This window comes from Bacteroides propionicigenes (genome assembly GCF_018390535.1).
Lineage (GTDB): Bacteria > Bacteroidota > Bacteroidia > Bacteroidales > Bacteroidaceae > Bacteroides > Bacteroides propionicigenes.
In genome coordinates this window covers 96,704-114,689 of sequence record NZ_JAHBBW010000001.1, presented here as the reverse complement: position 1 = coordinate 114,689, position 17,986 = coordinate 96,704, and the positions used below count along the sequence as shown (strand labels likewise).

The 17,986-nt window shown below is 44.4% G+C and carries 14 protein-coding genes; 6 read left to right on the top strand and 8 right to left on the bottom strand.

Annotation, left to right across the window (positions count from 1 at the left end):
- Position 1: 1 nt before the first annotated feature.
- The 6 genes from KG118_RS00520 to KG118_RS00495 form a co-directional block, all read right to left on the bottom strand.
- Positions 2-700 carry a 16S rRNA (uracil(1498)-N(3))-methyltransferase gene (locus KG118_RS00520; RefSeq protein WP_117712922.1) on the bottom strand — a complete coding sequence of 233 codons (699 nt, stop codon included), beginning with the start codon at positions 698-700 and terminating at the stop codon, positions 2-4.
- A 6-nt stretch (positions 701-706) separates the two neighbouring features.
- On the bottom strand, positions 707-1,282 hold the full coding sequence (locus KG118_RS00515) for a bifunctional nuclease domain-containing protein (RefSeq protein ID WP_117712921.1): 576 nt from the start codon (positions 1,280-1,282) through the stop codon (positions 707-709).
- Positions 1,283-1,286: 4 nt separating this feature from the next.
- Positions 1,287-2,552 carry a nucleoside permease gene (locus KG118_RS00510; RefSeq protein ID WP_117712920.1) on the bottom strand — a complete coding sequence of 422 codons (1,266 nt, stop codon included), beginning with the start codon at positions 2,550-2,552 and terminating at the stop codon, positions 1,287-1,289.
- A 241-nt stretch (positions 2,553-2,793) separates the two neighbouring features.
- Positions 2,794-3,975, bottom strand: coding sequence for a class I SAM-dependent rRNA methyltransferase (locus KG118_RS00505; RefSeq protein ID WP_117712919.1), 1,182 nt, complete (start codon positions 3,973-3,975; stop codon positions 2,794-2,796).
- A gap of 25 nt (positions 3,976-4,000) precedes the next feature.
- Entirely contained in the window at positions 4,001-4,633 is a 633-nt protein-coding gene (locus KG118_RS00500; protein WP_117712918.1) for a 3'-5' exonuclease, read from the bottom strand.
- Between the two features lie 10 nt (positions 4,634-4,643).
- Complete coding sequence (locus KG118_RS00495) at positions 4,644-5,192, bottom strand: DUF5063 domain-containing protein (RefSeq protein ID WP_117712917.1); 549 nt, start codon at positions 5,190-5,192, stop codon at positions 4,644-4,646.
- A 110-nt stretch (positions 5,193-5,302) separates the two neighbouring features.
- Here KG118_RS00495 and KG118_RS00490 point away from each other — a divergent pair, with 110 nt between their 5' ends.
- Genes KG118_RS00490 through trxB form a run of 3 tightly spaced genes read left to right on the top strand, consistent with a single transcriptional unit; the run spans position 5,303 to position 9,436 of the window.
- Positions 5,303-7,816 (top strand): FtsK/SpoIIIE family DNA translocase, encoded by a 2,514-nt coding sequence (locus tag KG118_RS00490; protein WP_117712916.1) that lies wholly within the window; start codon positions 5,303-5,305, stop codon positions 7,814-7,816.
- 20 nt (positions 7,817-7,836) lie between these two features.
- On the top strand, positions 7,837-8,469 hold the full coding sequence (locus tag KG118_RS00485; protein ID WP_117712915.1) for a LolA-like putative outer membrane lipoprotein chaperone: 633 nt from the start codon (positions 7,837-7,839) through the stop codon (positions 8,467-8,469).
- Positions 8,470-8,500: 31 nt separating this feature from the next.
- Positions 8,501-9,436 (top strand): thioredoxin-disulfide reductase, encoded by a 936-nt coding sequence (gene trxB, locus KG118_RS00480; protein ID WP_117712914.1) that lies wholly within the window; start codon positions 8,501-8,503, stop codon positions 9,434-9,436.
- Positions 9,437-9,536: 100 nt separating this feature from the next.
- Here the strand turns inward: trxB and KG118_RS00475 are convergent, their stop codons facing one another.
- Positions 9,537-10,238, bottom strand: a complete 702-nt coding sequence (locus KG118_RS00475) for a Crp/Fnr family transcriptional regulator (RefSeq protein WP_117712913.1) — start codon at positions 10,236-10,238, stop codon at positions 9,537-9,539.
- A 173-nt stretch (positions 10,239-10,411) separates the two neighbouring features.
- Positions 10,412-12,601, bottom strand: a complete 2,190-nt coding sequence (locus tag KG118_RS00470; protein ID WP_117712912.1) for a glutamine synthetase III family protein — start codon at positions 12,599-12,601, stop codon at positions 10,412-10,414.
- 237 nt (positions 12,602-12,838) lie between these two features.
- Between KG118_RS00470 and KG118_RS00465 the strand changes: the two genes are divergently transcribed.
- From KG118_RS00465 to rpsA, 3 genes are all read left to right on the top strand, one after another.
- A complete protein-coding gene (locus KG118_RS00465) occupies positions 12,839-15,091 on the top strand; it encodes a DUF5686 family protein (RefSeq protein WP_199598833.1) in 2,253 nt (750 codons plus the stop codon).
- A gap of 58 nt (positions 15,092-15,149) precedes the next feature.
- Entirely contained in the window at positions 15,150-15,977 is an 828-nt protein-coding gene (coaW, locus tag KG118_RS00460) for a type II pantothenate kinase (RefSeq protein ID WP_117712910.1), read from the top strand.
- Positions 15,978-16,137: 160 nt separating this feature from the next.
- Complete coding sequence (rpsA, locus tag KG118_RS00455; protein WP_117712909.1) at positions 16,138-17,931, top strand: 30S ribosomal protein S1; 1,794 nt, start codon at positions 16,138-16,140, stop codon at positions 17,929-17,931.
- Positions 17,932-17,986 lie beyond the last annotated feature (55 nt).

Genomic DNA, 17,986 nt, shown 5'->3' with positions numbered 1-17,986 from the left:
ATTATTGATTTTGTAAGTTCAATATATGGCAGGCTACAAGCGCTGCCGTTTCAGTACGCAATCGGGAACGTCCAAGACTAATAGGCTCGAAACCGTTTTCAATGGCTTTTTTCACTTCTTCTTCGCTGAAGTCACCTTCCGGTCCAATCAGTACCAATGCGTCTTCTCCTTTCCGGATAATATCTTTCAATAAAGGTTTGTTGCCTTCATAGCAATGTGCAATGAATTTGCGGCCTTTGAAAGGCTGGCTGACGAATTTATTAAAATCAGTCATTTCATTCAGTTGTGGCAAGCGTGCTTTTAGGGATTGCTTGATGGCGGAAATCAGTATTTTAGCAATACGTTCGGTCTTGATTATTTTGCGCTCTGAGAAACGGCAGTTAAGAAAAGTGAGTTCATCAAAACCTATTTCAGTAGCTTTCTCCGCAAACCACTCCGTACGATCCATGTTCTTGGTGGGAGCCATTGCGATGTGCAGATGCCCGTTCCATAATGGTTCTTGGTGAATGGTTTCGAGTATGTTGACAAGACAGCGCTTATTCGTTGCAGTACCAATTTCTGCGCGATAGAAGTACCCTTTACCATCGGTTAGCATTACTTCGTCACCGGTTTGTAATCTTAATACGCGGATAGCATGAGCGGCTTCTTCTTCGGGCAACTCGGCTTGCAATTGTATGTCGGGAGTATAGAATACATGCATGATTGTTTATTGTTTTTTGTGTTGATTGATAATGTCCCTCAGTTGGGCGGCGCGTTCGTAATCTTCCTCGTCTATGGCTTTTTGAAGGGCGACTTTCAACTGCTCCAAAGTCTTTTGGGGTGCAGTATTGCCTGTATTGTCCCCGTTCTCATTTATAGTGATGCTATGTTCTGTTTTCAGGCATTCGGCTTCCAGTATGTCATCGTATATGAAGATTGGAGCATTCATGCGCAAGGCAAGGGCCACGGCATCGCTGGTACGTGCATCAATACGAAGGATTGTTTCTTCTGCCTTCATGTAGAGATAGCAATAGAACACTCCATTGTCTACTTTATAGATGAGTACACGCAATAAATTAATTCCCAGTGCTTTGAGGATGGAAGCAAACAGTGTATGTGTTAGCGGGCGGGGCGGAATAATACCTCTCATCTCAATCATCATGGATTGTGCTTCGGCACTGCCAATAATGACCGGCAACTGTCGTGGGCCATTTACTTCGCCCAATACCATAGCATAGGCACCAACCTGCGCCTGGCTATTTGAAATATTCAATACTTGCAGTTCAATCTTCTTTTTGTTCATTCTATTATTCTACCACCTTGTCGGTTTCTTTTTCCGTAGTATGCTTATAACGGAATACGATTCCGAATAATATTCCAATAACTAAGGCATAACCTGCGAATATGAGCCATACAGGCGTCCACTCACGACTTATCAAACCGCCACCGGGAGCATATACAGAGAATGCGTCTACTACGGCACCACTGGCATATCCGCCTATGATTGCTCCCAATCCGTTTGTCATCATAAAAAAGAGCCCCTGTGCGCTGGCACGAATACTTGGATGGGCTTCCATTTCAGTGAATAGTGAACCAGAGACATTGAAAAAGTCAAAAGCCATGCCATATACAATCATGGAAAGGATTAGCATCCACAACCCGCTGCCAGGGTCTCCTAAACCAAACAATCCGAAACGGAATACCCAGGCAAACATACTGATGAGCATAACACGTTTTATTCCGAAATGTTTCAGGAAGAACGGAATAGCGAGAATGAATAACGTCTCGCTCATTTGGGAAATGGAGAGTAAAATTACAGAGTGCTTTACTCCGAAAGAGTCTGCATATTGAGGAATAGAAGCAAACGAACTTAAGAATAAGTCTCCATAAGTATTTGTAATTTGCAGCGCTGCACCTAACAACATGGAGAACAAGAAGAAAATTGCCATCTTCTTACGTTTGAAAAGTACCAATGCATCAAGTCCAAAAGCGGAGAGCATCGTTTTTCCTTCACTGCGGGCTGGTGGGCAACCGGGAAGAGAAAAGGCATAAAGTCCTAAGATGATTGCTGAAATAGCCGCTACATAGAGTTGTGCGGGACCAGTTTTGAATCCGGTAAGGTCTACAGCCCACATGGCGCAAATGAAACCTACCGTTCCCCATACCCGTATCGGTGGGAAGTCTTTTATCAGGTCGAGTTTATATTGTTCCAGTGCATTGTACGAAACTGTATTGGCCAATGACAGTGTGGGCATATATACAAGCATATTGAGTAGCATTGCCCAATACATATGACTGTATGTAGTGGCAGTGGATGCATAAATCAGAGCACCGGCACCGATAAGATGGAGTATGCCGTAAAGACGTTCGGCATTTACCCATTTGTCGGCGATAATTCCCATGAGTCCGGGCATGATAAGCGAAGCGATTCCCATGGTTGCAAAGATTGCGCCAATCTGGCCGCCTTCAAAATGTAATGTACCGCCCATATAGCCGCCTAATGAGATAAGCCATGCTCCCCAAATAAAGAATTGGAGAAACTGCATAGCTGTGAGTCGGAATTTGATGCTCATAATATTAGCTTTTTTGAATATTGTTGAATTGTGTAATAGGTGCAAATGTACGACGCAACAGGCAGAAAAACAAGAAGTGTATATAAAAAAAGAAGGCTATCTATCCCAGACAGCCAATCTTTATTAACCTTAAATCTAATACCATGAAAAACACAGTGCAAAGATAATGGGTTTTATGTTATACAACATAATGCTTTGATGTTTTTCTTCTTTGTATTAACATGATTTAATATTTTGGTGTTTATTCTACATATAAAACAAGCCCTTTCAGGTATTCTCCTTCGGGGTGGTAGATGCTTACGGGATGGTCGGCAGGTTGCGTCAGTTGGTGCAGAATGCGTACGCTGCGACCGGACATGGCAGCTGCGGTGAATACAGCTGTACGGAAATTCTCTTTGCTGACGGCTTGCGAACAAGAGAAAGTGAAAAGTATGCCACCCGGTTTGATTTTCTCAAAAGCCTTGACGTTCAGTTTGCGGTATCCTTGCAGGGCATTGCGCAATGCGTCGCGGTGCTTGGCAAATGCCGGCGGGTCCAGAACGATAAGGTCGTATTGGTCGCCCATGCGGTCAAGGTACTTAAAGGCATCTTCTGCATAGGCGGCATGGCGGCTATCACCGGGGAAATTCAATTCAATATTCTTATTCGTCAGGTCAATGGCCTTGGCTGAGCTGTCTACGGAATGTACGAGTTTGGCATTGCCGCGCATGGCATAGACCGAGAATCCACCGGTATAGCAGAACATATTCAGTACGCTGCGACCATTGGCATAGCGTTCCAGCAATGAACGGTTTTCTCGTTGGTCCACAAAGAAACCTGTTTTCTGACCTTTCAACCAGTCGATATGGAATTTTAAGCCGTATTCCATAGCAATATTATCGGTGCTTCCACCTTTCAGAAAGCCATTTTCCGGATAAAGGTCGGCTTTGAATGGGAGAGTTGTTTCGGATTTATAGTAGATATTGTCAATCTTATCACCCATAACCTCGGTTAATGCATCGGCTATTGCCATACGGTCGAGGTGCATACCGGCGGAATGTGCCTGCATAACGGCTGTACGGGCATAGATGTCAATCACGAGTCCGGGCAGGTTGTCCCCCTCACCATGTACCAGACGGTAAGTGTTGTTGGTGGGGCTCTCGGCAATGCCAATGCTGCGTCGCATATCGTAGGCTATACTAAGCTTACGTTTCCAAAAGTCGGTATCGATGGTTTCATCTTGACGGAAGCTAAGTACGCGAACAGCAATACTGCCAATCTGAAAATGTCCTTTAGCTATAAATTCTTTCTTGGATGTATAGATTTCGACAACTTCTCCTTCTTCTGGCTCTCCGTCGAAATGTGCAATAGCACCGGAAAATATCCAAGGGTGGAAACGTTTTAATGATTCTTCTTTGCCGGACTTTAGATATACTTTATACATAAATTATAATTAAGATGTGGTAATGCTATAATGTGGTTGTGTGGCAACTCTCTTCGGTTGCCATTTCAAAATCACCGGTACGCTTCAGTTCCTGCAACCGGTTGTATATGTTTAGGCAAGCCCACGCATCGGTGGCTGCATATTGCTGTTGGGACGGTGTCAGCGCTTCGGCTTCCCAATTAGACAGACGCTGGCTTTTTGATATCTTTTCATTAAAAAGAATCGCATAGATTTTTTGCAGGCTTTTATCTTGGATACCGAATGTGCGGACATATTCTTGTAACTCGACACAGGCGCGTTGTTCAAATGGGGCACGTTTGTGCAGCATCATGAAGTCGTCACGCAAGGAGAGACCGACTTTGGTTACGCCGGGATTTTCGAGCAGCATGATAATCGGAAGAGTCAGCCCGGTGAGATTGAGACGGAAAAGGAAACAGTGCTCTTCCGATGAAATTTGCAGTAAGGCTACCTTGTGAGATTGCCCCTTGGTGAAGGAAGGGCGTGTCTCGCTGTCAATGCCCAGTATGGAACATCTTTTTAAATAAGCCACCGCACGTTCTGCCTCCTGAGGGGTTTGTACTATATGTATCTCCCCCGGAAAGACAGCTTTGGGCATTTCCTTTACTTCTTCTTTATCTATACTTCTTTTGATAATCATAGTTTACAGTTTATTCCTCTTCCTCTTTATTGTCTTCCTCTTCCGGTTGGTTGTATCTTACGTCATGCAGGGCACGCAAAGTATTCACTAACTTTTGTCCCCAGTATAGGGTAAAATGTTCTTGGCAGACGGCGAGCGAGTCGTTCATTGTTTCATTAAGCCCCAGCTGGAATACGAAGATAAAGTCTCTGATGTCTTGATAGATGTCGGCCAAGTCTTCGGAAATGTTTCTTGTGATAGGTTGGTCACTGTATTTCATGTCCGATACAAATACATCAAGGTAGTCGTCTTTCTCGGCGAGAATACCTGCCAGATTCATGCGGAGTATTTCGTACGTTTCCTCTGTTACAAATGTCTCGAGGGCTTCATCGCCTATCGTTTCGCACTTGGGTAGCATGGAAGCTTTGAGATAAAGCAAAGGAAGTATTTTTAAGGATGTATCGACGAAGACGGAACGTTTCATGGTTTCCGTCTGTTCCAAGAACTTGCAGAACTCGGCAGCTACGGTTACGAATTCCACAACATTACGGTCGAATATCACTTGACTTTCTTTTTTCATATCTTCTTGATTTGAAACGCAAAGGTACGAAAAAGGTTTGAAAGCATTACTGCATAAGCTTTTTTTTGTTACTTTTGCGTCATTATACGGATATTAGCGGAATAGATTTTATGGTCAAGAAAAATACAATCAAAGATACGGAACGCTCTCTTTCTCTTTTCGGAAAGATAGCCGCTGTTTTAAAGAATGAAACCGTCCATTTTGTTGTCGGTCTGATACTGGTAATCTTTTCGGTTTACCTGTTGCTGGCCTTTTCGTCTTTCTTCTTTACAGGAGCGGCGGATCAAAGTATTATAGATTCCGGTAATACGCAGGATTTGATTTCTACGCATAATGGGGTGAAGAACTATGCCGGTTCACGTGGGGCACAGCTTGCCAGTTATTTAATAAACGAATGCTTTGGCATATCATCTTTCTTTATTTTGGTATTCTTGGCCGTGGCTGGATTAAAACTGATGCGTGTCCGTGTGGTACGTTTGTGGAAGTGGTTTATTGGATGCTCGTTGCTGTTGGTCTGGTTCTCGGTATTCTTTGGTTTCGTGTTTGTGGACCAATATAAAGACTCTTTCCTTTATTTGGGCGGTATGCATGGGTATAATGTCAGCAATTGGCTGGTGTCTCAGGTTGGGGTACCGGGTGTATGGATGATATTGCTGGTTACTGCCATCTGTTTCCTTATTTATCTGAGCGCACGTACTGTAATCTGGTTGAGGAAACTCTTTAGCCTTAGCTTTCTGAAACATAATGAAAAGAAAGAAAGCGAATCCGGTGAAGCGCCGGAAGAGTTTACGGACTCTTGGACAGTGAAAGGAAAGAAGCCGCAGACTGTGGCTGAAACATCCTCTGATGTGGAAAAAGAGGGACCAGCTCAGAAACCGGATGAATCCGGTAAAGAGGAAGAGGATGATGAGGATAGCCATGAGATAACGCTCGATTTAGGAGAAGTGGCAAAGGATAAAGCCACAACAGCCAATGAGGAAGGCGAAGTACTGATGACGATTGAAACTCCGTCTCCGGATATAACTTCCGCCATTCCGCCTTCGGTGCAGCAAGGAAGCAATGAACCTGTTTTTGAAGTGGAAACAGTGGAAGATGAAGAATATCGCGGTCCGGAGATAGAACCGTATAATCCTTGTCTTGATTTGGAAAACTATCATTATCCTACAATCGATTTGATGAAGCATTATGATAATGCCGAACCTACGATTGATATGGCAGAACAAAACGCTAATAAGGATAAGATTATCAATACACTGCGTAGCTTCGGCATCGAAATCAGTACTATTAAGGCTACGGTTGGTCCTACGGTGACGTTGTATGAAATAACACCGGAACAAGGTGTCCGTATTTCTAAGATACGCGGTTTGGAAGATGATATTGCTCTTAGCCTTTCTGCCTTGGGCATCCGTATCATTGCTCCGATACCGGGAAAAGGAACAATTGGTATTGAAGTTCCTAACTCCAATCCGAAGATTGTTTCCGGGCAGAGCATTATCGGCAGCAAGAAGTTTCAGGAATCTACGTACGATTTGCCGATTGCGCTGGGCAAGACTATTACCAATGAAGTCTTTATGGTGGATTTGTGCAAAATGCCGCACGTGCTCGTTGCCGGTGCTACCGGTCAGGGTAAGTCTGTAGGACTGAATGCTATCATTACTTCCTTGTTATATAAGAAACATCCCGCAGAACTGAAGTTCGTGCTGGTAGACCCGAAGAAAGTGGAATTCAGTATCTATTCGGTGATTGAACATCATTTCCTTGCCAAACTGCCCGACGGTGAGGACGCCATAATAACGGATGTAACCAAGGTTGTTCAGACTTTGAACTCTATCTGTATTGAAATGGATACACGCTACGATCTGTTGAAGGCTGCACATGTACGTAATATTAAAGAATACAATGAAAAGTTTATCAATCGCCGTCTGAATCCGGAAAAAGGACATAAATTCATGCCGTATATCGTGGTGGTGATAGATGAGTTCGGTGACCTGATTATGACAGCCGGTAAAGATGTGGAATTGCCCATTGCCCGTATCGCCCAGTTGGCGCGTGCCGTTGGCATACACATGATTATCGCTACACAGCGTCCTACGACAAATATTATTACGGGTACGATTAAAGCTAACTTCCCGGCACGTATTGCTTTCCGAGTATCGGCTATGGTGGACTCCCGCACTATCCTTGACAGACCGGGAGCCAACCAGTTGATAGGTCGCGGTGATATGCTGTTCTTGCAAGGCGCAGATCCTGTTCGTGTGCAGTGTGCATTTATTGATACGCCGGAAGTTGCGGAGATTACGAAGTTTATAGCCCGTCAGCAAGGTTATCCTACGGCATTTTATCTGCCTGAGTATGTAGACGAGAACGCAGGCGGTGACTTGGGTGATGTGGACATGGGGCGCCTTGACCCATTGTTTGAAGACGCTGCCCAACTGATTGTTTATCAACAGCAGGGTTCCACTTCACTTATCCAGCGTAAGTTTGCTATTGGTTATAACCGTGCGGGACGTATTATGGATCAGTTGGAAAAAGCGGGAATTGTAGGTCCGGCACAGGGTAGTAAGGCGCGTGAAGTGTTCTGTGCGGACATAACGGATTTGGAAGCGCGTTTGAACAATTTGTAATAAACCAACGTTTGAATTACATGAAAATCAAAAGCTTTTTGTTTACTTTTTGGATGCTTGGTTTGGTTTTGCCCGTAGCTGCGCAACAGTCGGATGCCAAAGATATACTTGATCGTGTGGCGGATGCTTTCCGCAAAGAAAATGGGATAAAACTGACTTTTTCGGTTCGTGCACCTGAAGGAAACTCGAATGGTTCCATTTGCCTGAAGGATGACAAATTCCTGTTGGAAACAGAAGGTATGACGACGTGGTTTGATGGACGTACGCAATGGAGTTATCTGGCTTCCAGTGATGAAGTCAATGTTTCCGAACCTACTCCGGAAGAATTGCAGGGTATTAATCCTTATGCATGGTTGTCCCTCTATAAGAAAGACTATAAATTGAAAGTGGCTAAAATAGGTAATGCTTCGGATAATACAACCTACAAAGTAGTGATGACCGCTACCAAACGGGATCAAGATATACAATGTATTATCTTGTATATAGAGAAACGCTCTTTTCGTCCTTTGAGGCTTAGTATGGTTCAGAGGGGGAGTAAAGATGCAGTATTGGTGCTTATAAATTCCTATCAAACAGGAAAAAAATATGATGACGGCCTTTTTGTATTTGATAAGAAAGCATATCCTACGGCTGAAATAATTGATTTAAGATGATGAAATGTACTATTTATAACAGAATAATAATATGGAAGCAGAAAAAGTAAAATGTTTAATTATAGGTTCCGGTCCTGCCGGATATACAGCGGCTATTTATGCTGCGCGTGCTAACCTTTCTCCCGTCCTGTATGAGGGCTTGCAACCCGGTGGCCAGTTGACTACCACAACCGATATTGAGAATTTCCCCGGTTATCCGGAAGGTATTAACGGTACGCAGATGATGGAAGATTTGCGTAAACAGGCCGAGCGCTTCGGCACAGATTTGCGTTTCGGTGTGGCTACGGCTGCCGACTTGAGTCAAGCTCCGTATAAGATAACTATTGACGAAGAGAAGGTTATCGAGGCGCAAACCATTATCATTGCAACCGGAGCGGCTGCCAAATATTTAGGATTGGAAGACGAGAAAAAGTATGCCGGTATGGGTGTCAGCGCTTGTGCTACTTGCGACGGTTTCTTCTATCGTAAGAAAGTGGTGGCAGTAGTTGGAGGTGGAGATACAGCTTGTGAGGAAGCCTCTTATTTGGCAGGCTTGGCAAGCAAGGTATATCTGATTGTGCGTAAGCCATTCTTACGTGCTTCCAAGATTATGCAGGAACGTGTTATGAACAACGAGAAGATTGAAGTCTTGTTTGAACACAATGCGGTAGGACTGTACGGAGATAATGGTGTGGAAGGCGTGCACTTGGTGAAACGTATGGGTGAACCGGATGAACAACGCTACGACTTGGCAATCGATGGTTTCTTCTTGGCTATCGGTCATAAGCCTAATTCTGATATTTTCAAACCTTATGTTGATACGGATGAAACAGGTTATATTCTGACAGACCCCGGCACTCCCCGTACAAAGGTTCCCGGAGTCTTTGCTGCAGGAGATGTTGCCGATCCTCACTATCGTCAAGCCATTACGGCAGCGGCTACAGGGTGTATGGCAGCTATTGAGGCAGAGAGATTCTTGCTAAGTTAAAATGAAGAATGAAGAATTTAGGCTGCGCAATAAATAAATGTAGTATAACAAATATTATTGCGCAGCCTAAATTCTTAATTCTTCATTCTTAATTCTTCATTTAGCCTATTTTACTTATCTTCTTCAGTTTTTCTTCATCAATAATCTTAATCTTTCGTCCGTCAATGGTAATCAGGCGTTCCGTTGCAAACTGTGAAAGCGTACGGATAGCATTGGACGTCGTCATGTTGGAAAGATTGGCCAAATCTTCACGAGACAAGTAGATGCTTAATGTAGAACCGTCTTCTTCCAAACCATAACTTTCTTTGAGGAAAATAAGAGACTCAGCCAAACGTCCGCGAATATGTTTTTGGGTGAGGTTTACGGTACGCTCGTCGGCAATGCCGAGGTCTATGGATAATTGCCTGATAAAAAACATAGCTAATTCATTGTTTTGTGATAACAATGTCATAATGGCTGTCATTGGTATCAGGCATACCAGTGAAGGTTCAAAAGCGCAGGCTGCGGTCACATAATCCGCTTTTGCGAAATAAGGACGGTATCCAAAGTATTCGGTTGGCTTAATCATTCGGATAATCTGGCTTCTTCCGCCTACACCATCTTTATAGATTTTGACTTTTCCATTTAGTAGACACATCAGATTAGTGGGTGTCTCACCTTCACAATGAATAATCTCGTTCTTTTTATAATTCTGGAGCGTAAAATGGTTAGCGAGGAATTCTCGCTGTTCTTCATTCAGGGGTGACCATATATCGGGAATCAACTCCGGAACATTAATATCAGATAAGTTTATTTTTACCATAAATGCTGCAAAACTGTGTTGTACAGCACAAATGTAAAAAGAAAAAATTAAAAACGGCACATTTGTATCAAAAAATTGCAATAAAGGGCTTATGAATGATGAATTGTTATTCGGCATGACAGTACCGCCAATTCATCATTCATAATTAATTTAGCGGCAAAGCCGCTAAATTATCATTTAGTGAATAACAGTTCCCTGTATTTCGGCAATGGCCATATCTCATCGTCTATTTCCATTTCAAGATTGTCAATATGTTCACGAATACTTTCCAGATACGGACGTACAGTTTCTTCGTATGCAAAGGCTTTGTCTTTATAATTGTCCATATGATTGGCTACTTTGCGTGCTTCCGTCATTTCGCGTACCTGCATCTTGATAGCTGTCACGCGGTGAGATATTTCACGTATCAGTTCTTTGCGGTCAGCGCTAAGAATTTCATATTCTTCGGGGGGGAATATCTCGCGTAGTCCTCGCAGATTTTCCAGTAAGCGGTTCTGATAAATGACCGCAGTCGGAACGATATGGTTAATGGCAAGGTCGCCCAAAACACGGCTTTCAATTTGCACCTTCATGGTGTATTTTTCTAACTCTACTTCAAGGCGACAGGCTAATTCAGTTTCATTGAAGATACGTTCACCGATAAGTACGGAGCGGGCTTGATTGTCCATATAGCGCATCAGGGCTTCCGGCACATGGCAGATGTTTGTCAATCCGCGGGTGGCAGCTTCTTGTTTCCATTGCTCGGAATAACCGTCTCCTTCAAACCGGATAGGTTCGGAAGCGATGATGGTTTCTTTCAATATGCGGAAGATGGCTTCATCCTTGCCGACACCTTCTTCCATTAGTTTTTCAATGGAAACTTTGAACTCGTTCAGCTGATTGGCCATTGCTGCATTGATGGCAATCATGGCAGCTGCGCAGTTGGCAGATGAGCCGGCGGCGCGGAACTCAAAGCGATTGCCGGTGAAAGCGAAGGGGGAGGTACGGTTACGGTCTGTCGTATCCAATAGTATCTCAGGAATACGTCCGATACCCAGTTTAAGAGTCGTCTTTTCTTCGGCTGTCATTTTGCTGTTGCTTACCTGACGGGCTATTTCGTCGAGGATAGAAGATAATTGCTTACCCAAAAAAATGGACAAAATAGCGGGAGGAGCTTCATTGGCACCCAGACGATAGCTGTTTCCCGCACTTGCAATGGAAGCGCGAAGCAGGTCTTGGTTTTTATATACCATCATCAGTACATTCACAAGGAATGTAAGGAATAACATATTACCTTTCGGGTTTTTCCCCGGAGCAAAGAGATTTATTCCCGTATCAGTGCAAAGCGACCAGTTGTTGTGTTTACCCGAACCGTTCACGCCGCTGTATGGTTTCTCGTGCAGTAGTACGGCGAAGTTGTGTTTGCGGGCAATGCGTTTCATCAAGTCCATAACCAACTGGTTGTGGTCATTGGCGAGATTGGCGTTTTCAAAGATGGGAGCCAACTCAAATTGGTTGGGGGCTACCTCGTTGTGGCGTGTTTTGACGGGGATGCCCAGTTTGTGGCATTCTATTTCCAGCTCTTTCATAAAAGCTGTCACACGTGGTGGGATAGAACCGAAATAGTGGTCTTCCAACTGTTGGTCTTTGGCTGACGAGTGCCCCATTAATGTACGTCCTGTCAGACATAAATCCGGACGTGCGTTGTAGAGTGCGGAGTCTACGAGGAAATATTCCTGTTCCCAGCCCAAATTGGTATATACGCGTGTTATGTTTTTGTCAAAAAGCTGGCAGACGTCCGTCGCTGCTTTGTCTACTGCTGCGAGTGCTTTGAGCAAGGGAGTTTTATAGTCCAGCGCCTCACCGGTATAAGAGATGAAAATGGTTGGAATACAAAGCGTGGTTTCCACGACGAAGGCCGGTGAAGACACGTCCCATGCCGTATATCCGCGTGCTTCGAATGTATTACGGATACCACCGTTGGGGAAAGAAGAGGCGTCCGGTTCCTGCTGGATAAGCAATTTCCCGGAAAAACGTTCAATGACATCTCCGTCTTCTCCGAACTCGATGAAGCCGTCATGTTTTTCGGCTGTTCCGTCCGTCAGGGGTTGGAACCAATGCGTGTAGTGAGTAACATTCAGGGACTTGGCCCAGCTTTTCATTCCGTTTGCTATTAAGTCGGCCATTTCCCGGCTGATGGGAGTGCCTTTTTCAATAGCGTCTGTAACGGCTTTGAAAGCTTCTTTAGGCAGGTATTCCTGCATCTTTTTACGGTCGAAAACGTGGCTGCCGTAGTAATCGGACAACTTGTTTGAAGGGGTGATGACTTCAAGAGGGCGACGATTGGCGAGCTCTTGCAAAGCAAAAAATCTCATTTTTGACATATTAGTCTCTTCTTTTGTTGGTTGTTGGGTGCAAAATTATATGTTTTTTCTGAATTACCCCCTATTCTTTAGGGGGTAATCTTGGATTTTTATATGTTTTTTGAAGAATTACCCCCTAAAAAAGAGGGGTGTGCTTCGAAATTATGCTTTTTAGGGCCTTTTTTAGCTTCGTAAAATGAAAATAGAATTTAAGTGGAAGTTATTACTTTTTTTCTATATTTGTTCCCACATAAGACGATATTGCGGTTGAAACATCTAATATGCATATGGATAGGAGTCTGTCTCTTGTGTGCAAGTTTGCAGAAGGCGGGTGCTACAGCTGTTCCCCGGTCGTATGCAGGGCAGAGAGCTTATGCGGATTCCATTATGGACAAAGTCATCTTCTTTGCGCCTTTTTATGAGCGCATTGTCGATGAGTATAAGGCGGAGCTCTATATAAAGGGTTGGGCGAATATCCGTAAGAAGAATCGTTTGCTTCGCTTTATCCCTTCCATGTTTCGCATGAAGAAAGGCGTGCGGGAGTATATGATGGAAACACACAGCGAACTGCACTATACCGCCCCTGATATTTACGACCAGAAGGTGAAGGCAAGTGTAGGTACTACCTCCGAACTTTGGGAGTTGGACGGTCGTTTGCTCGAATACTTCCACATCAACATTTATTCTTCCACCTTATTATATGATAAACTTCTGTCTCCGTTGGCAGCCAATGCCAAGAAGTACTACACTTATTATGTAGACTCCATAATGGGTGAAGTGCATAACCGTGAGTTTCGTATTCGTTTTATGCCGAAGAGTAAGAGTTTTCAGCTTGTGGGTGGCTATATGATTGTCAGTGATAACGTATGGAGCGTGCGTGAAATACGTTTTTCGGGGCGTTCCGAATTGCTTCGCTTTAATAATCTGGTGAAGTTGGGCAAGGTGGGAAGCAGCGACGAGTTCTTGCCCGTTCATTTCAATGTCGATGCCACTTTCCGTTTGCTGGGTAATGTGGTGGACGGCAGCTATACGGCAATGCTCAACTATAAAGATATTCGTCAGCATGCTCCTGCAGCTGCAGTCAAGCGGAATAGGCTTAAGAGCAAATACGATTTGTCCGAGTCTTATACCCTTTTGACGGATACGAACGCCTATCAGCGTGACACGGCCTATTTCAATACTTTGCGTCCCATTCCGTTGACTTCGCATGAGCAGAAGTTGTATGAGGATTTCTTTTTGCGCCGTGATACACTTCTTTATAAGCGGAAGCCCAAAAACAAGCGGCTGGAGTTTTGGGGGCAGATAGGGGATGCGTTGGTCAGCCGGTATACCGTAGACCTTGCCAAGATGGGAAGTGTGCGTTGCTCGCCTATCATCAACCCTTTGTTGTTAAGTTATAGCGGTAGCAACGGTTTCTCCTATCGCCAGGAGTTTAAATACAACCGTTTGTTTACGGGAGATCGCTTGTTGCGTGTCGTCCCCAAGTTAGGTTATAACTTCAAGCGGAAAGAGTTTTATTGGTCAATCAATTCTGATTTCGATTACTGGCCTCGCAAACGCGCGGCCCTGCACGTCAGTGTGGGTAATGGTAACCGTATTTATAGCAGTGATGTGCTGGATGACCTGAAAGCTATTCCCGACAGCATCTTCGATTTTGACCAGATTCATTTGGATTATTTCAAGGATTTATATTTACAGATACGCCATAGCTGGGAGATTGTAAACGGGCTGACCTTGGACGTGGGACTTTCTTTGCATCGGCGTACGGAAGTGGAGCGTTCAAAGTTTGTTCTTGTCTATCCCGATACTCCGAATGTGATGTCAACAGGCATCTCGCCCATTTATCCGGGTTTTGACCCTTCAATTCTGAAAAAGTTCCGTCACAGTTATAACAGCTTTGCACCTCGTGTACGAGTCACGTGGACTCCCGGTCAGTATTATTACATGAGTGGTGATCGTAAAATTAATCTTCATTCCAAATATCCTACAGTTTCTGTGGACTGGGAACGCGGAATCAGCGGAATTATGAACAGCACCGGAAAGTACGAACGCATAGAAGTGGATTTTCAGCACAACATTCCCTTGGGGTTGATGCGCGACATTTATTACCGCTTTGGTTGGGGAGCTTTTACGAATCAGAAGGAACTCTATTTTGTGGATTTCGCCAATTTGGCACGCTCCAATCTTCCTGTCGGTTGGAATGATGAAATCGGCGGAGTATTCCAGTTGCTCGACGGACGCTGGTACAACTCGTCCCGTAAGTATGTTCGCGGGCATTTCACGTACGAAGCGCCCTTCCTCTTGCTGCGTCACTTGAAGAAGTATACCCAGTATGTACTGAATGAGCGTTTGTATCTGAATGCTTTGGTTGTTCCTCACTTGAATCCCTATCTTGAAGTCGGATATGGCATCGGTACGCATATCTTCGACTTTGGCGTTTTTGCGAGCTTTGCAAACTGGAAGTATCAGGAAGTAGGAGTCAAGTTTACGTTTGAGTTATTCAATAGGTAAACAGAAATGGGAGATTATAGGAATTTATACTTTATCTTTGTCGCAAAAATTTAAGGTTATGGGAATCGTAATAGGTATAGACGTAGGTGGAAGTACCACTAAAATCGTTGGAATCAATAAGGGGCAGATACAGTCTCCGATGTTCATAACGGCGGCAGACCCGGTGACTTCCCTATTCGGAGCGTTCGGCAAGTATATCTATGATAACGGAATTCAGTTGTCTGATGTGGAGCAGGTGATGCTGACCGGTGTGGGCAGTGCATTTGTGGACAGTCCGCTTTACGGGCTTCCCACTCGCAAGACGGATGAGTTCATAGCCAACGGGCTGGGTGCGCGCCATGCTACGGACATAGACCAATTGATGGTTGTCAGCATGGGAACAGGTACATCCTTTGTGAAAATCAACGGGGATGAAATCCAGCATATCGGCGGTATGGGCATCGGCGGAGGAACTTTGCAAGGACTTTCGCGCTTGTTGCTCAAGACGCACGATATTCATCAGGTGGCCGATTTGGCGGCAAAGGGTGATGTGACCCGTGTCAATCTGCAAATCGGTGACATCTGTAATAACGCATTGCCCGATTTACCTGTGTCCGCTACTGCCTCATTATTCGGAAAAGCCGACAGTAACGCTTCGCAGGAAGACATAGCCTGCGGCATCATTTATACCGTACTCCAGACGATAGGCGGTGCGGCTGTCCTTTCCGCTTTGAACAGTCCGGTAAAGGACTTTGTTCTGATAGGCAATCTTACCCAACTGCCGCAGTGCCGGGAGGTATTTCCTAAAATGGAAAGCATCTACCATGTCCGTTTCCACATCCCTCCCTATGCGGAATATCGCACGGCTATCGGAGCGGCTTTGGCATATATCAAAGAGAATTCCTAATATATATAAGGTATAAATCTTTGGAAATCGGGCGTAAAGAACGGATATTTTCAGAAAGAACTTTTTGTCATTCAAGAAAATACTCCTATCTTTGCGCCCGATTTAATATGAGTAAACATAAAGTCTCACTTAATTAACGAGTTAAACAATTTATTTATTAATGGAAAATTTAAAAAATGTCGCTCCCATTGAAGACTTCAACTGGGATGCTTACGAAAACGGCGAATCAGTAGCCAGTGCAAGCCACGAAGAACTGGAACAAGCGTATGACAACACGCTGAACAAAGTTAACGACCGCGAGGTAGTTGACGGAACCGTAATCGCAATGAACAAGCGTGAAGTAGTTGTGAACATCGGTTACAAATCAGACGGTATCATTCCTTTGAATGAATTCCGCTACAATCCTGATTTGAAAATTGGTGATACTGTAGAAGTATACATCGAAAATCAGGAAGACAAAAAAGGACAGTTGGTTCTGTCTCACCGCAAAGCTCGTGCTACCCGTTCTTGGGATCGCGTTAACGCAGCTTTGGAAAATGAAGAAATTATCAAGGGTTACATCAAGTGCCGCACTAAGGGTGGTATGATTGTTGACGTATTCGGTATCGAAGCATTCTTGCCGGGTTCTCAAATCGACGTTAAGCCTATCCGCGACTACGATGTATTCGTTGGCAAAACTATGGAATTCAAGGTTGTTAAAATCAATCAGGAATTCAAGAATGTCGTTGTATCTCACAAGGCTCTTATCGAAGCTGAACTGGAACAACAGAAGAAAGAAATCATCGGTAAACTCGAAAAAGGACAAGTTCTCGAAGGTACCGTTAAGAATATCACTTCCTATGGCGTATTTATCGACCTGGGCGGCGTAGACGGTTTGATTCACATCACAGACCTTTCTTGGGGCCGCGTTAGCGATCCGAAAGAAGTGGTTGAACTCGACCAGAAGCTCAACGTTGTTATCCTTGACTTCGACGATGAGAAGAAGCGTATCGCTCTCGGCTTGAAACAGCTTACTCCGCATCCTTGGGACGCTCTCGACCCGAACTTGAAGGTAGGCGACCACGTGAAGGGCAAAGTAGTCGTTATGGCTGACTACGGTGCATTCATCGAAATCGCTCCGGGCGTTGAAGGTTTGATTCACGTATCTGAAATGTCTTGGTCACAACACTTGCGTTCTGCACAAGACTTCATGAAGGTAGGTGACGAAGTTGAAGCAGTAGTTCTGACTTTGGACCGCGAAGAACGTAAGATGTCTTTGGGTATCAAGCAGCTGAAAGCTGATCCTTGGGAAACTATCGAAGAAAAATATCCTATCGCTTCTAAGCACACAGCTAAGGTTCGCAACTTCACTAACTTCGGTGTATTCGTAGAAATCGAAGAAGGTGTTGACGGATTGATTCACATCTCTGACCTGTCTTGGACTAAGAAGGTTAAACATCCTTCTGAATTCACTCAGATTGGTGCAGACATCGACGTACAGGTTCTGGAAATCGACAAAGAAAACCGTCGTTTGAGCTTGGGTCACAAGCAGCTCGAAGAGAATCCCTGGGATGTATTCGAAACTGTATTTACAGTAGGTTCAGTACACGAAGGTACTATCATCGAAATGTTGGATAAGGGTGCAGTAGTTGCTCTGCCTTATGGTGTAGAAGGTTTCGCTACTCCGAAACACCTCGTTAAGGAAGATGGCTCACAAGCTCAGTTGGACGAGAAACTCGAATTCAAAGTTATCGAGTTCAACAAGGACGCTAAGCGTATCATCCTGTCTCACAGCCGTATCTTCGAAGATGTAGCCAAGGCGGAAGAAAGAGCTGAGAAGAAGGCAGCTAAGAAGTCTACCGGTAAGAGAGAAGAAGCTCCCGCCTCAATCCAAAACCAGGCCGCTTCTACAACTCTGGGTGACATCGATGCTCTGGCAGCTTTGAAAGAGCAAATGGAAGCCGGAAAGAAGTAATTACTTCTATATATAAATAAGATGAAGGGTACTTGTGATAAACACAAGTACCCTT

What these genes read in the sequence shown, in the direction of transcription:
- KG118_RS00510 (WP_117712920.1), bottom strand. Translation starts at nt 2,552, where the DNA reads ATGAGCATCAAATTCCGACTCACAGCTATGCAGTTTCTCCAATTCTTT.
- KG118_RS00485 (WP_117712915.1), top strand. Translation starts at nt 7,837, where the DNA reads ATGAAAATCAAAAGCTTTTTGTTTACTTTTTGGATGCTTGGTTTGGTT.
- KG118_RS00470 (WP_117712912.1), bottom strand. Translation starts at nt 12,601, where the DNA reads ATGTCAAAAATGAGATTTTTTGCTTTGCAAGAGCTCGCCAATCGTCGC.
- KG118_RS00520 (WP_117712922.1), bottom strand. Translation starts at nt 700, where the DNA reads ATGCATGTATTCTATACTCCCGACATACAATTGCAAGCCGAGTTGCCC.
- KG118_RS00505 (WP_117712919.1), bottom strand. Translation starts at nt 3,975, where the DNA reads ATGTATAAAGTATATCTAAAGTCCGGCAAAGAAGAATCATTAAAACGT.
- KG118_RS00475 (WP_117712913.1), bottom strand. Translation starts at nt 10,238, where the DNA reads ATGGTAAAAATAAACTTATCTGATATTAATGTTCCGGAGTTGATTCCC.
- KG118_RS00490 (WP_117712916.1), top strand. Translation starts at nt 5,303, where the DNA reads ATGGTCAAGAAAAATACAATCAAAGATACGGAACGCTCTCTTTCTCTT.
- rpsA (WP_117712909.1), top strand. Translation starts at nt 16,138, where the DNA reads ATGGAAAATTTAAAAAATGTCGCTCCCATTGAAGACTTCAACTGGGAT.
- trxB (WP_117712914.1), top strand. Translation starts at nt 8,501, where the DNA reads ATGGAAGCAGAAAAAGTAAAATGTTTAATTATAGGTTCCGGTCCTGCC.
- KG118_RS00495 (WP_117712917.1), bottom strand. Translation starts at nt 5,192, where the DNA reads ATGAAAAAAGAAAGTCAAGTGATATTCGACCGTAATGTTGTGGAATTC.
- KG118_RS00515 (WP_117712921.1), bottom strand. Translation starts at nt 1,282, where the DNA reads ATGAACAAAAAGAAGATTGAACTGCAAGTATTGAATATTTCAAATAGC.
- coaW (WP_117712910.1), top strand. Translation starts at nt 15,150, where the DNA reads ATGGGAATCGTAATAGGTATAGACGTAGGTGGAAGTACCACTAAAATC.
- KG118_RS00500 (WP_117712918.1), bottom strand. Translation starts at nt 4,633, where the DNA reads ATGATTATCAAAAGAAGTATAGATAAAGAAGAAGTAAAGGAAATGCCC.